The sequence below is a fragment of the Pandoraea sp. ISTKB genome, assembly GCF_001721285.1.
In the GTDB taxonomy this organism is placed as follows: domain Bacteria; phylum Pseudomonadota; class Gammaproteobacteria; order Burkholderiales; family Burkholderiaceae; genus Pandoraea; species Pandoraea capi.
The window spans coordinates 14,442-27,367 of record NZ_MAOS01000030.1 but is presented as its reverse complement, the minus strand read 5'-3'; the positions used below and the strand labels follow the sequence as shown (position 1 = coordinate 27,367).

14 protein-coding genes are annotated in these 12,926 nt (G+C 63.5%); 5 read left to right on the top strand and 9 right to left on the bottom strand.

The window, feature by feature from the left end; translation table 11 throughout:
* Positions 1-12 precede the first annotated feature (12 nt).
* The 5 genes from A9762_RS10800 (at position 13) to ureG (ending at position 4,336) form a co-directional block, all read left to right on the top strand.
* Complete coding sequence (locus A9762_RS10800; protein WP_069342051.1) at positions 13-318, top strand: urease subunit beta; 306 nt, start codon at positions 13-15, stop codon at positions 316-318.
* Complete coding sequence (ureC, locus tag A9762_RS10795) at positions 315-2,015, top strand: urease subunit alpha (RefSeq protein ID WP_069342050.1); 1,701 nt, start codon at positions 315-317, stop codon at positions 2,013-2,015. Before A9762_RS10800 ends, ureC begins: the two co-directional genes overlap by 4 nt.
* Positions 2,016-2,072: 57 nt before the next feature.
* Positions 2,073-2,885, top strand: a complete 813-nt coding sequence (gene ureE / locus A9762_RS10790) for an urease accessory protein UreE (RefSeq protein WP_083253834.1) — start codon at positions 2,073-2,075, stop codon at positions 2,883-2,885.
* A complete protein-coding gene (locus tag A9762_RS10785) occupies positions 2,854-3,579 on the top strand; it encodes an urease accessory protein UreF (RefSeq protein ID WP_069342048.1) in 726 nt (241 codons plus the stop codon). The genes ureE and A9762_RS10785 overlap by 32 nt, the downstream gene beginning before the upstream one ends.
* Positions 3,580-3,697: 118 nt before the next feature.
* Entirely contained in the window at positions 3,698-4,336 is a 639-nt protein-coding gene (gene ureG, locus A9762_RS10780) for an urease accessory protein UreG (protein ID WP_069342047.1), read from the top strand.
* 26 nt (positions 4,337-4,362) lie between these two features.
* On the opposite strand, the gene A9762_RS29415 is transcribed toward ureG, so the two are convergent.
* The 9 genes from A9762_RS29415 to metF all read right to left on the bottom strand — a co-directional run bounded on the left by A9762_RS29415 (position 4,363) and on the right by metF (position 12,923).
* Positions 4,363-4,653 carry a type II toxin-antitoxin system RelE/ParE family toxin gene (locus A9762_RS29415; RefSeq protein WP_069342046.1) on the bottom strand — a complete coding sequence of 97 codons (291 nt, stop codon included), beginning with the start codon at positions 4,651-4,653 and terminating at the stop codon, positions 4,363-4,365.
* A 14-nt stretch (positions 4,654-4,667) separates the two neighbouring features.
* The gene (locus A9762_RS10770) at positions 4,668-4,871 is read right to left on the bottom strand and encodes a hypothetical protein (RefSeq protein ID WP_069342045.1); all 204 of its coding nucleotides are present in this window, start codon (positions 4,869-4,871) and stop codon (positions 4,668-4,670) included.
* 168 nt (positions 4,872-5,039) lie between these two features.
* Positions 5,040-5,987 carry a TraB/GumN family protein gene (locus A9762_RS10765; RefSeq protein WP_371442776.1) on the bottom strand — a complete coding sequence of 316 codons (948 nt, stop codon included), beginning with the start codon at positions 5,985-5,987 and terminating at the stop codon, positions 5,040-5,042.
* 50 nt (positions 5,988-6,037) lie between these two features.
* Positions 6,038-7,066 carry a peptide ABC transporter ATP-binding protein gene (locus A9762_RS10760; protein WP_069342044.1) on the bottom strand — a complete coding sequence of 343 codons (1,029 nt, stop codon included), beginning with the start codon at positions 7,064-7,066 and terminating at the stop codon, positions 6,038-6,040.
* Positions 7,063-8,076, bottom strand: coding sequence for an ABC transporter ATP-binding protein (locus A9762_RS10755; RefSeq protein WP_069342043.1), 1,014 nt, complete (start codon positions 8,074-8,076; stop codon positions 7,063-7,065). Before A9762_RS10755 ends, A9762_RS10760 begins: the two co-directional genes overlap by 4 nt.
* Complete coding sequence (locus A9762_RS10750) at positions 8,073-8,993, bottom strand: ABC transporter permease subunit (RefSeq protein WP_069342042.1); 921 nt, start codon at positions 8,991-8,993, stop codon at positions 8,073-8,075. Before A9762_RS10750 ends, A9762_RS10755 begins: the two co-directional genes overlap by 4 nt.
* A gap of 11 nt (positions 8,994-9,004) precedes the next feature.
* Positions 9,005-10,009: an ABC transporter permease subunit gene (locus A9762_RS10745; protein WP_069342041.1), complete on the bottom strand. Its 1,005-nt coding sequence runs from the start codon at positions 10,007-10,009 to the stop codon at positions 9,005-9,007.
* Between the two features lie 238 nt (positions 10,010-10,247).
* Positions 10,248-11,888 (bottom strand): ABC transporter substrate-binding protein, encoded by a 1,641-nt coding sequence (locus A9762_RS10740; RefSeq protein WP_069342040.1) that lies wholly within the window; start codon positions 11,886-11,888, stop codon positions 10,248-10,250.
* 204 nt (positions 11,889-12,092) lie between these two features.
* Entirely contained in the window at positions 12,093-12,923 is an 831-nt protein-coding gene (metF, locus tag A9762_RS10735; RefSeq protein ID WP_069342115.1) for a methylenetetrahydrofolate reductase [NAD(P)H], read from the bottom strand.
* Positions 12,924-12,926 lie beyond the last annotated feature (3 nt).

Here is a 12,926-nt window from a genome sequence, read left to right as displayed (position 1 = left end):
ACGGAGACGCCCATGATTCCCGGAGAACTGCTGCCTGCCGATGGCGAAATCACGCTGAACGAGGGTCGTCCGACCCTCAGCGTGACGGTTGCCAACACCGGCGACCGTCCGATCCAGATCGGCTCGCACTTCCACTTCTTTGAGGTCAACGACGCCCTGCAATTCGACCGCGACGCGACGCGTGGCTTTCGCCTGAATATCGCAGCCGGGACGGCGGTGCGGTTCGAGCCGGGGCAACAACGGACGGTCGAACTGGTGGCGCTGGCGGGTGATCGTCGCGTCTACGGCTTTGCGGGTCGCGTCATGGGGGCGCTATGAAGATTTCTCGCCGCGCGTATGCGGAGATGTTCGGCCCGACGACGGGCGACCGGCTGCGTCTGGCCGATACGGAACTCATCATCGAGATCGAACGCGATTACACGATCTACGGCGAAGAGGTGAAGTTCGGCGGCGGCAAGGTGATCCGTGACGGCATGGGGCAGTCGCAGCGCACCCGCGCCGACGTGGTCGATACCGTCATCACCAACGCCGTCATCATCGATCACTGGGGCATCGTCAAGGCCGACATCGGCCTGAAAGACGGCCGCATCTGGGGGATCGGCAAGGCGGGCAATCCCGACATCCAACCGGGTGTGACGATTCCGCTGGGCGGGGCGACGGAGGTCATTGCCGGTGAAGGCATGATCGTCACGGCCGGCGGTATCGATTCGCACATCCACTTCATCTGTCCGCAGCAGATCGAAGAGGCGCTGTCGTCCGGCGTGACGACGCTGCTCGGCGGCGGCACCGGCCCCGCGACCGGCACCAACGCGACCACCTGCACGCCGGGGCCCTGGCATATGGAGCGCATGCTCCAGGCCGCCGACGGCTGGCCGATCAACCTCGGCTTCCTCGGCAAGGGCAACGTGAGCCAGCCCGAGCCGCTGATGGAGCAGATCGAGGCCGGCGCCATCGGCCTGAAGCTTCACGAGGACTGGGGCTCCACGCCTGCCGCCATCGACGCCTGCCTGTCCGTGGCCGATGCCACCGATACGCAGGTCGCCATTCACACCGACACCCTCAACGAGGGCGGCTTCGTCGAAGCCACGGTCGCGGCGATCAAGGGCCGCACGATTCACACGTATCACACCGAAGGCGCCGGCGGCGGTCACGCTCCGGACATCCTGAAGGTTTGCGGCGAGGCGAACGTGCTGCCGTCGTCGACCAATCCGACGCGGCCGTACACCATCAACACGCTCGACGAACACCTCGACATGCTGATGGTCTGCCACCACCTCGATCCGGCCATTGCAGAAGACATCGCATTTGCCGAGTCGCGCATCCGTCGCGAGACGATTGCGGCGGAAGACATCCTCCACGACCTCGGCGCGCTGTCGATGATCTCGTCGGATTCGCAGGCGATGGGACGTGTGGGCGAAGTCGTCATGCGCACGTGGCAGACGGCACACAAGATGAAGGTGCAACGCGGCGCGCTCGGGACAGACTCGTCGCAATCGGACAACTTCCGCGTCAAGCGCTACGTGGCGAAGTACACGATCAACCCGGCGATCACGCACGGCATGGCGCATGAGATCGGGTCTGTGGAAGTCGGTAAATGGGCGGATCTGGTGCTGTGGGAGCCCGCGTTCTTCGGCGTGAAGCCGTCGCTGATTCTCAAGGGCGGCATGATCACGACAGCCTTGATGGGTGACCCGAACGCGTCGATCCCGACGCCGCAGCCGGTGCATTACCGCGAGATGTTCGGGGCGCGAGCCGGAGCCATGGCGCGCACCTCGCTGACGTTCGTGTCGCAAGCGGCGTACGATGGCGACGTGGCGGGCCGTTTCGGACTGTCCAAGCGCATCGTGCCGGTGCGCAATGTCCGGCAGGTGACCAAGGCCAACATGATCAACAACGACTGGCTGCCGCAGATCAGCGTCGACCCCGAGACCTATCAGGTCATCGCGGACGGCCAACTGCTGACGTGCGAGCCGGCGACCGTGCTGCCGATGGCGCAACGTTATTTCCTTTTCTGACCCATGTCGCAAGATTCCGCATCGCCCGCCCCGGCGGACAACCCCTCGTCGTCGACGCTGCGTCGCGTTGAAAAGCGCTTCGAAGCGGGACGCATCGCCGCACCGCTCGCGCGTCGCGCCCCGGCGCTCGTGCTGCCGTTCGACGCGCGCAGCAAGAGCCGTCTGCGGGCGACGCTGGAAACCGGTGAGGACGTCGCCCTGTTCCTGCCGCGCGGCACGGTGTTGCGGGGTGGCGACATGCTGGTCGCTGACGACGGCGGTTTCATCCGCGTGGAGGCCGCGCCCGAGACGGTGCTGCTCGTGACGGCTTCGACCGCACTCGCGCTCACGCGTGCGGCGTATCACCTCGGCAACCGTCATACGCCGGTCGAAGTCGGTGACGGTTATCTCAAGCTCGAATACGACCCGGTGCTGCGCGACATGCTGCTGCGACTGGACGTCGACGTGGCGGAAGCCTTGATGCCGTTCGAGCCGGAAGCCGGCGCTTATGGCGGCGGTCACAAGCATGGGCATGATGCGACGTTCGCCGAGGATTTCGCGCTCGCACAGCAAGTGTTTCATGAGCATCACGGACATTCGCATGATCATGACCATGACCATGACCACGGACATGGACACGTGCATGGCCCGGGCTGCGGGCACGATCACGCGCATGGACATTCGCACGACCATCATCACGGACACGTGCATGGCTCAGGTTGCGGGCACGATCACGCACATGGACATTCGCACGACCACGATCATGGACATGTGCACGGTCCTGAGTGCGGGCACGCCCATGACGAGAAAGTCGCTGCGACAGACGCAAGCCCTGCCTCTCCTACTGTGAGTCCGACCGATGACGGCAAGTCTGGCCAGTCCTCTCACTGAGCCGGTTGCAGCGGCGTCGTTGCAATCGCTCGCGGCGCTGCTGCATCTCGCATCGCCTGCGCTGCCCATCGGCGCCTTCAGCTATTCGCAAGGCCTCGAAGCCGCGGTTGAGCACGGCGTCATCCACGACGCGCCCAGTGCCGAGCGATGGATCGCAAGTCAGCTCGACGGCGTGTTCACGACGGGCGAGCTGGCGCTGCTCGCACGGCAGTGGCGTCATTGGCAAGCGCGGGATACGGCTGCGCTGAAGCACGTCAACGACTGGCTGCTCGCGACCCGCGAAGCGGCCGAACTCCGTGCGGAGACGGAACAGATGGGCTGGTCACTCACGCAACTCGCCTTGTCGCTCGAATGGGGCGACGCGGAGCAGCGCGCACACCTGTCGTCGATCAAGCCGATTGCGTTACCGACGGTATTCGCGTTCGCCGCGCTGACGCATGGTGCCGCGCTGCCGGACACGCTCGTCGCCTATGCGTTCAGTTGGCTCGAGAATCAGGTGGCCGGCGCGCTCAAGGCCGTCCCGCTCGGGCAGCTTGCCGCGCAACGCGTGATCGTCGCGCTGCGTGCGCGCGTGGTCGAAGCCGCGCATCGGGCAGCGTCGCTGCCAGACGACCAGATCAATACGTTTTCCCCGGCGCTCGCCATTCTTGCGTCGCGTCACGAGACGCAGTACTCACGGCTTTTCCGCTCGTAGTCACGCTTGCCTGACGCGGAGCATCGCGTCCTTCGCTGTCGTTCCACTTCGTCCTGTTTCGTTCCATTTGGCTCCATTTAGCCCATTTCGCAATTTCACCGCCACCACGACATTCGCCATGACGACAACTGCCAACGCCCGTCGTACCAAGAAGAATCCGCCGCTGCGTGTCGGCATCGGAGGCCCCGTCGGCTCCGGCAAGACCACACTGACCGAGATGCTCTGCAAGGCCATGCGCGAGCGTTACGATCTCGTCGTCATCACCAACGACATCTACACGAAAGAAGACCAGCGCCTGCTCACGGTCGCGGGTGCGCTGGAACCCGAACGCATCCTCGGCGTCGAGACGGGCGGTTGTCCGCACACGGCGATTCGTGAAGATGCATCGATCAACCTCGAAGCCGTCGAACGCATGCTCGATCGTTTTCCGGATGCAGACGTTGTCTTCATCGAGTCCGGTGGCGACAATCTCGCGGCAACGTTCAGCCCCGAGTTGTCGGACCTGACGATCTACGTGATCGATGTCGCCGGCGGGGAGAAGATTCCGCGCAAGGGCGGCCCGGGCATCACCAAGTCTGACCTGCTGGTGATCAACAAGACCGATCTCGCCCCGTACGTCGGCGCGTCGCTCGACATCATGCGTTCCGACACGCAGAAGATGCGGGGAATGCGTCCGTTCGTGATGGGGAACATGAAGGAAGGCAAAGGCCTTCAGGAGATCATCAGCTTTATCGAAGCGCGGGGGATGCTGGCGTGAAGGGATGCGGGGGCCGCCGGGTAACACTATGACATTGGAATGGCCTGCCGTTTCACGTGATGCACGGCGAGCACCTCTACGTACTCCTTCTCGATTTGGTAAATGACGCGATAGTTTTTGTGGACCGTTAGATACCTCGTGCCCGGGATGTCGCCTAAGCGACCAAATCCCGGGAACCTTTCCAGCCGGTCGACAGACGTCCTGAACAATTGATTCATGCGCTTCGCGGCGCCTTTGTCGTGCCTCGCGATGTCTCTCAATATTCGCTTTCGTTCATCTGCCGCTTCGACGGTCCACCGGGTCCGTCGATAGTTCATCCAGACGCCTTACGTCATCCGAACAGTGCTTCGCACTCGGCTTCGAGAATGTCTCCAGCAATAACTCTCCCTGCGGCGATGTCCATCCGTCCGCGCTGAATCTTCTCTCGAATGACCTGGTCGTCGTCCGCGTCGTGACTGGTTTGTAGGGATGAACCAACGGCAAGGACCGACTGCCGGCGTGAAAAGGTGTTGAGATGGTGATCGACAATCTGCATCGTGATTCCTGACTAGGATTTGGGCGGGGGGCCACTCACACGAGTGTTGCCAAATTAATCGTCAGGGATGGGCGAGTCAATCGGGTCGGGAGATTTCTCGGGCGATTCCTATGTGAATCGCCCAATTTTCCGATGACTGGTCGGACAGTCGGATCGACTACCGATGTTTCAACGCTGCGCGACCGAGAACCCGTGTTCGCGCAGCAGTTGCAGCACGCCATGCGGGCCGCCGAGATGCAACGTGCCGATCGCGACGAATACCGGCTTGCCCGGGTCCGCCAGGAACAGCATGCGTGCGAGAAAACGCCGGTTGCGCGAATAGAGAATGCGCTCGTCGATGGCGTCGGCCAGTGCCACGTTGCGTCGCACCTGCGCCGCCTTGCTCTGCGACCAGTCGAACACCAGCTCGGCATCCCCCGCCCGCCACAGCCGGTGCAACTCCTCGACCTGCGCCGTCGCCGTCTTCGGGGTGAGCACCAACTCCTGTGCCAACAGCTCGTTTTGCTGCGCCCCGGTCAGACCGGTGAAGGCATCCATCTGCTCGGCGAGCGATTCGAGACCGACGATCCGGCCGCGATAGATGTTCTCCAACTGGTTTTCCGTGCCGTACTCGGTCTGCAAATCGGCGCCCATCGAGTCCAGCGTCTCGACGAGCAGCGCCGCCAGCCACGGCCGCATGTGACGAATCTCGGCGAGCATGGGCGGATTGCTCTTGAGCCGGTCGCGCAACTTGCGCCATAGCGGCGCAGGGATCAATCGAGGCAGACAGGCCCGCGTACACATGCCGTATTTCTGCACGTCGTCCTGCGACATCGTCAGATCGTCGGGCGAGAGCTCGAACGCCACCACCTTCGACACGCGCAGCGCATCGACCACGACTTTGCGGAACGGGTAGTCGTCGGGCTTGCCGACGTGCAGGGTGCCCATCACGTAGATGGTCATGTCGCCCTTGCGGGCTTCATAGAACGGGAGATTGGCGCCCGGCGGCGGTTCACCGGGCTCCGGGACCACCAACGGGAAGGTTCGCGGCACCACCGCGCGCGGGGCCGCAGTCGATGCCGCGTCCAGCGTGACGGCGAGCGTCATGAGCAAGCAACCCAGCAGCCAGCCGGTCAAAGCAACGCCCCGGCGAACGGGTGTCGCGCGTGGTGGTCCACCCAATCTCGTTATCCCTCTATGTCTTCGACCCGATGGCACGCCACCAGACGTCCCTCGAATTCGCGCAATTGCGGCACTTCCTCACGGCAACGGTCGATGGCATACGGGCAGCGCGGCGCAAAGGCACACCCGGGCGGCGGACGCAGCGGCGAAGGCAATTCGCCGATCAGCGGAATCTTCACACGACGCTCGGACGCCTTGATCGCCGGCGTCGCCGACATCAACGCCTTGGTGTACGGATGCAGCGGCTTGCCGAACACGGTGGCCTTGGGACCGTGTTCGACCGCGCGGCCGAGATACATCACCATGACGTCGTCGGCCACATGCTCGACCACCGCGAGATTATGCGACACGAATACGTAACTCGTCGCGTATCGGTCCTGCAAATCCATGAAAAGATTCAGGATCTGTGCCTGAATTGAGACATCCAGGGCCGAAACGGGCTCATCCGCCACCACAATCGCCGGGGACAGAATCATCGCCCGGGCAATCGCCACACGCTGACGCTGGCCGCCCGAGAACATGTGCGGATAACGCGCCACATGCTCCGGACGCAAACCCACCGTGCGCATCATCTCGGCGATCTTCTCGCCCCGCTCGGCGCGGCTGAGCGACGTATTGATGGCCAGCGGCTCATCGAGCGCCTGCCCTACCGTCTTGCGCGGGTTGAGCGACGCATACGGGTTCTGGAACACCATCTGAATCCGCGTGCGTAACGGCGCCAGCTCGCCCGCAGAGGCTGCCGTCGTCTCGGTCGCATCGACGAAGAGTCTGCCGGACGTGGGGGCTTCGATCAATGTCAGCACCCGCGCCAGCGTCGATTTGCCGCACCCCGACTCTCCGACGACTGCCAGCGTGCGGCCAGCCTTCAGCTCGAACGACACGCCATTTAGCGCCTTGACGCTCGCCACCCCGCGGAACATGCCGCGACCCACGGTATAAAAACGCGTCAAATCCTGCGCGGATAACACCACATTCCCACCCGACGCCCCCACCTGCGGACTTCCCGGCGGTGTCGCGAAAACCGTTTCACTCATTGCGCACCTCCCGTCGAACGACCACCCGAGACCTCAGCCACCGCATGCGGCAATGGCTTGAAACACCGCACACGCGGCGAACCCACAGCACTCGGCCCCACGTAGGGCATGAGCGCGGGCTGCACCTCGCGGCAGTGGGCGTCGGCATAGGGACAACGCGGCGAGAGCAGACACCCCGCCGGACGGTCGTCGCGTCCCGGCACCACCCCCGGCAGCGTATGCAGCCGGCGCACCCCTCGGTTGTGCTCCGGGATCGCGGAAAGCAAAGCTTCCGTGTAGGGATGGTGCGGTGCATCGAACAGCGCCGGCACCTGCTGGACCTCGATCACCTGCCCCGCATACATGACCGCCACCTTGTGCGCGACTTCGGCCACGACGGCAAGGTCGTGGGAAATCAGCACGAGCGACATGCCGTAATCCTTCTGGAGTTGCAGCAGCAGCGCCATGATCTGCGCCTGAATGGTGACGTCGAGCGCAGTCGTCGGCTCGTCGGCGATCAGCAGCTTGGGACGGCAGGCGATCGCCATCGCGATCATCACCCGCTGATTCATCCCGCCGGAGAGTTGATGCGGATAGGCGCCAAGGCGGTTCGCGGCATCGGGAATCTCAACCTGCTCCAGCAACTCGACGATGCGCTCGCGCAGCGCCCGTCCGCGCAAGCCCATGTGCCGACGCAGCACCTCGCCGATCTGATAGCCGATGGTGTAGCTCGGGTTCAGGCTGGTGAGCGCATCCTGAAAGATCATCGAGACGTCGCGCCCGACGATGTTGCGACGCTCACGCTTGGACGCCCCCAGCAGATCCTTGCCGTCGAAGCGCACCTCGTCGGCGCTCACGCGCCCCGGGGCGTCGATCAGGCCCATGAGCGCGAGCATCGTCACGCTCTTGCCCGAACCGGATTCACCGACCACGCCGAGAATCTCGCCCTGACCGACGTCGAGGTCGATGGCATCGACCGCGCGCGCGCCGTCGAAGTCGACCGATAGATTTCGAATGGAGAGCAGACTCATGCGATTCGCTTCAGTTTGGGGTCGAGGGCATCGCGCAGGCCGTCGCCGACCAGGTTGATGGCAAGGACCGAGATGACGATCGCAAGTCCCGGCAGCGTCACGATCCACCAGGCACTTTCCATGTAGTCGCGCGCGGACGCGAGCATCGAGCCCCACTCCGCGAGCGGCGGTTGCACGCCCAGGCCGAGGAAGCCGAGCGCCGCCGCGTCGAGAATGGCCACCGAGAAACTCAGCGTCGCCTGCACGATGAGCGGCGCCGCGCAGTTCGGCAGCACCGTCGAGAACATCAGACGCAGCGTGCCCGCGCCCGCCATGCGAGACGCCACGACGTATTCGCGCTGCAACTCGCCGATGGCCGCCGCGCGCGTCAGACGCACGTACGCGGGCAACGTCACGATCGCGATGGCGATGGTCGTGTTGGCAAGCCCCGGACCGATCACGGCCACCACAGCCACCGCCAGCAGCAGCGACGGCAGCGCCATCATCATGTCCATCAGACGCATGATCGGCGTGTCGAGCCAGCGCGGGAAAAAGGCTGCCAGCAGCCCAAGCAGAATGCCGGGAATCAGCGACAGCACCACCGACGACAGACCAATCCAGAACGACAGACGCGATCCATAAATCAGGCGCGAAAGAATGTCGCGTCCGGCTTCGTCAGTGCCCAGCAGGAATTTGGCGTTGCCGCCCTCGAACCACGCGGGCGGAATCTTTACGAAGTCCCGGTACTGTTCGATGGGGCTGTGCGGCGAGATCAGCGGCGCGAGAATCGCCGCCGCGAACATCAGCAACAGAATGATGGCCGCGACGGTCGCGCCGCGGTTGGAGGTAAAGCTGCGCAGGAACTCCCGGATCAGGCGCGCACGAGGCGTCGCCGTGACCGCGGCGGGAGGCGGCAGCGTAGCAGGCGTGTCACTCATCGATGACCTCCTCAGTGCCGGATGCGCGGGTTGACGACGCCGTAGAGCACGTCGACCAGCAGGTTGACCAGAATCACGCCCGTCGCGATGAGCAGAATGCCGCCCTGCACCACCGGATAGTCGCGCCGGAGAATGGCGTCGATCAGCCATTTGCCGATGCCAGGCCACGAGAACACGTTCTCGGTGAGCACCGCCCCCGCGAGCAACGTGCCGACTTGCAGCCCGATCACCGTGATGACGGGAATCAGCGCATTGCGCAGGGCATGCACGACGATCACGCGCCACGGCGACAGCCCCTTCGCCCGCGCCGTGCGGATGTAATCCTCGCGCAGCACTTCGAGCATCGCCGAGCGCGTCATGCGTGCGATCACCGCCAGCGGCACCGTGCCGAGCACGATGGTCGGCAAGATCAGATGGCTGAACGCCGACGCGAACGCCCCTTCGTCGCCCGACAGCAATGTGTCGATTAGCATGAAGCCGGTCACGCTGGGCACGTCGTACTCGACACCGATGCGCCCCGACACGGGCGTCCACTGCAAGTCGACGGAGAACAGCATGATGAGCAGCAGCCCCCACCAGAAGATCGGCATGGAGTAGCCGGTGAGCGCTGCGCCCATGGTGGTGTGGTCGAGCATCTTGCCGCGTTTGAGCGACGCGGCCACGCCAGCGGGCAAGCCCACGACCAGCGCGAAAATCATCGCGCACAAGGCCAGTTCGAGCGTGGCGGGGAAACGCGCGAAGAACTCGTGAAGCACGCCCTCGTTGGTCACGATGGAGCGCCCGAGGTCACCCTGCGCCGCGTGCTTCAGATAGACGAAATATTGCGTGGTGAGTGGCTGATCGAGCCCCAGTCGCTTCATCGCTTCGGCGTGCATGACGGGGTCGAGATTACGCTCGCCCACCAGCACCTCGATCGGATCGCCGGGAATGAGGTGAATGAGCGCGAACGCGAGGATAGTGATGCCGATGAACGTCGGTATCACCATGCCTAGTCGTCTCAGGACGAATCTCAGCATAGGAATGTTCCGTGGGGGCATCGCGCGCTGCCCGCCCCCGGCAGGGACGGGCGGCACTTTGCCGCGTTAGTCAGTCTCGGACGGTCTTCTGTCCACTTGCTGCGACCTGGCCCGGGCGCGGCGGCCGGGCCAGTCGACTTTCTTGTTGTGTGCGCCGGACATCGCCGAGATCGTCGGCAATGTCCGGTCCGGATCATCTGATCCGGCTTGATACCACTTCGTCCGGCGGCGTCCAGTCTTAGTCGAGCGACACGCCGGCGAAGCTGTTACGGCTGAACGGGCTGAGCTTGAAGCCCTTCACGTTCGTCGCCATCGGCTTGTACTGCGTGGAGTGCGCAATGGGCGAGAACGGCAGTTGCTGCGTGAAGATCTCCTGCGCCTGCGTGTAGAGCTTGGTGCGCTCCTTCTGGTCCGTGGTCTGACGCGCCTGCTTGATCAGGTCGTCGAACGGCTTGTAGCACCACTTCGAGAAGTTGTTGCCGTTCATCGAATCGCAGCCGAGCAGCACGCCGAGCCAGTTGTCGGGGTCGCCGTTGTCGCCCGTCCAGCCGATGAGCAACGCGTCATGCTCGCCCGCCTTGGCACGCTTGATGTACTCGCCCCATTCGTACGTGACGATGTTGGCCTTCACGCCGATCTTCGCCCAGTCGGCCTGAATCATCTCGGCCATCAGCTTGCCGTTCGGGTTGTACGGACGTTGCACCGGCATGGCCCACAGCGTGATTTCGACACCCTTCACGCCCGCCTTGTCGAGCAGCGCCTTGGCCTTCTCCGGATCGTACGCGGCCTGCTTGATGTTCTTGTCGTAGGACCATTGCGTCGGCGGCATCGGCGCACCGTTCGACAACTGTCCGGCCGAGCCGTACACCGACTGGAGAATCGCCTGCTTGTTGATCGCCATGTCGAGCGCCTGACGCACTTCCACGCGATCGAGCGGCGCCTTCTTGACGTTATAGGCCACGTAGCCGAGGTTGAACCCGACCTGATCCGGCATCTTGATCTTCGATGCCTTGCCCTGCGCCTGAATGTCGGCCTTGAGCGCGTCCACGTCCGCCGGACGCGGGTACGTCACCACCTGGCACTCGTTGCGCTTGAGCTTCTGGATACGCACGTTGGCGTCCGTCGTGATGGCGAAGACGAGCTTGCCCACCTTCGGCGGCAGGTTCGTATTCCAGTACTCCTTATTACCGTCCATGCGCAGCGTGGCGTCCTTCGTGTAGCTGCGGAAGATGAACGGACCGGTGCCGACCGGCTTGAGGGCGATGTCACGCGGATTGTTCGCCGCGAGCAGCTTGTCTGCGTATTCCTTCGACAGGATCGACGCGAACGACATGGCCAGATTCTGGATGAACGGCGCATCGACCTTCTTGAGCACGAAGCGCACGGTGTACGGATCGACGATCTCGATGCGGTCGATGTCCGCCTGCATGCCCATGTCCACGTAGTACGGGAATTCCGTCGGATAGGCCTTGCGGAACGGCATTTCGCGATCGCCCATGCGCTCGAACGTGAACTTCACGTCTTCGGCGTTGAAGTCGCGCGTGGGCTTGAAGTAATCGGTGGTGTGGAACTTCACACCCTTGCGCAGGTGGAAGGTATAGATCTTGTTGTCCGGCGAGATATCCCACTTCTCCGCCAGCGACGGCATCACGCCAGTCTCACCCGGCACGAAGGCGATGAGCCGGTTGTAGATGGCGTCGGCGGGATCGAAATCGGTACCGGTGGTGAGTTGCCCCGGATCGAAACCGGCGGGGCTGCCCTCGGAGCAATAGACGAGGGTCTTGTTCGGGAGCTCGACAGCAGATGCGGGCATCATCGCCGTCGCACCGGCCAGCGCAGTTGCAGCCAACAGCAAACGCAGGGTGAGAGTCTGTTTCATAGGCTCCTCGAGGTTGAGTTGACGCTCGGTAGCATGGCGCCACCGAACTCTCGAGGGATATTACTGAAGCTTCACCCGCGTAACAACACACCAAATCCCTACCGAATGGAGGATTTGTGGTGTTTTTGCATAGGAAATCACCCAATTATGATCAGGATTGACTTCTGACCCGCAATCGATTGGCAAACGATTGCGCGACGCGCCTTACAGACCCAGACGCTGCCACATCGCCTTGGTCGCCGACGCGGCGTTGAGCGTGTAGAAGTGCAGTCCCGGCGCGCCGTCCTTGAGCAAGCGCTCACACAGCGCCGTGACCACATCGAGGCCGAAAGCCCGGATCGACTCGCGATCGTCGCCGAATCCTTCCAGGCGCTTGGCGATCCAGCGCGGCACTTCAGCGCCGCACATCTCCGAGAACCGCATCATCTGCGAGTAATTCGTGATAGGCATGATGCCCGGCACGATCGGCACCGTCACGCCGAGCCGCGAAGCATCGTCGACGAAACGGAAGTAGGCGTCGGCGTTGAAGAAGTACTGGGTGATCGCAGCATTGGCGCCCGCCTTCACCTTGTTGGCGAAGTGCTCCAGATCCAGACGCGGCGACTTGGCTTGCGGGTGGTATTCCGGGTACGCGGCCACTTCGATGTGGAACCAGTCTCCGGTCTCGGCGCGAATGAATTCGACCAGCTCCGACGCGTAACGGAACTCCCCGATCTCGCCCATCCCTGACGGCAGGTCGCCGCGCAGCGCCACGATGTGACGAATGCCGTTACCCCGGTAGGTATTGAGGATCTCGCGGATGTTGTCTTTGGTCGAGCCGACGCACGACAGGTGAGGCGCGGCTTCCACGCCTTCGCGCTGGATTTCGATGACGGTGTCGAGCGTGCCCTGCTGCGTCGAACCACCGGCACCGAACGTCACCGAGACGAACTTCGGGCCGAGCGGGAACAGTTGCTCGCGCGTAGCGCGCAGCTTCTCCGCGCCGTCGGCGGTCTTGGGCGGGAAGAATTCGAAACTGAAGGAAGGTTGCGTCATGAT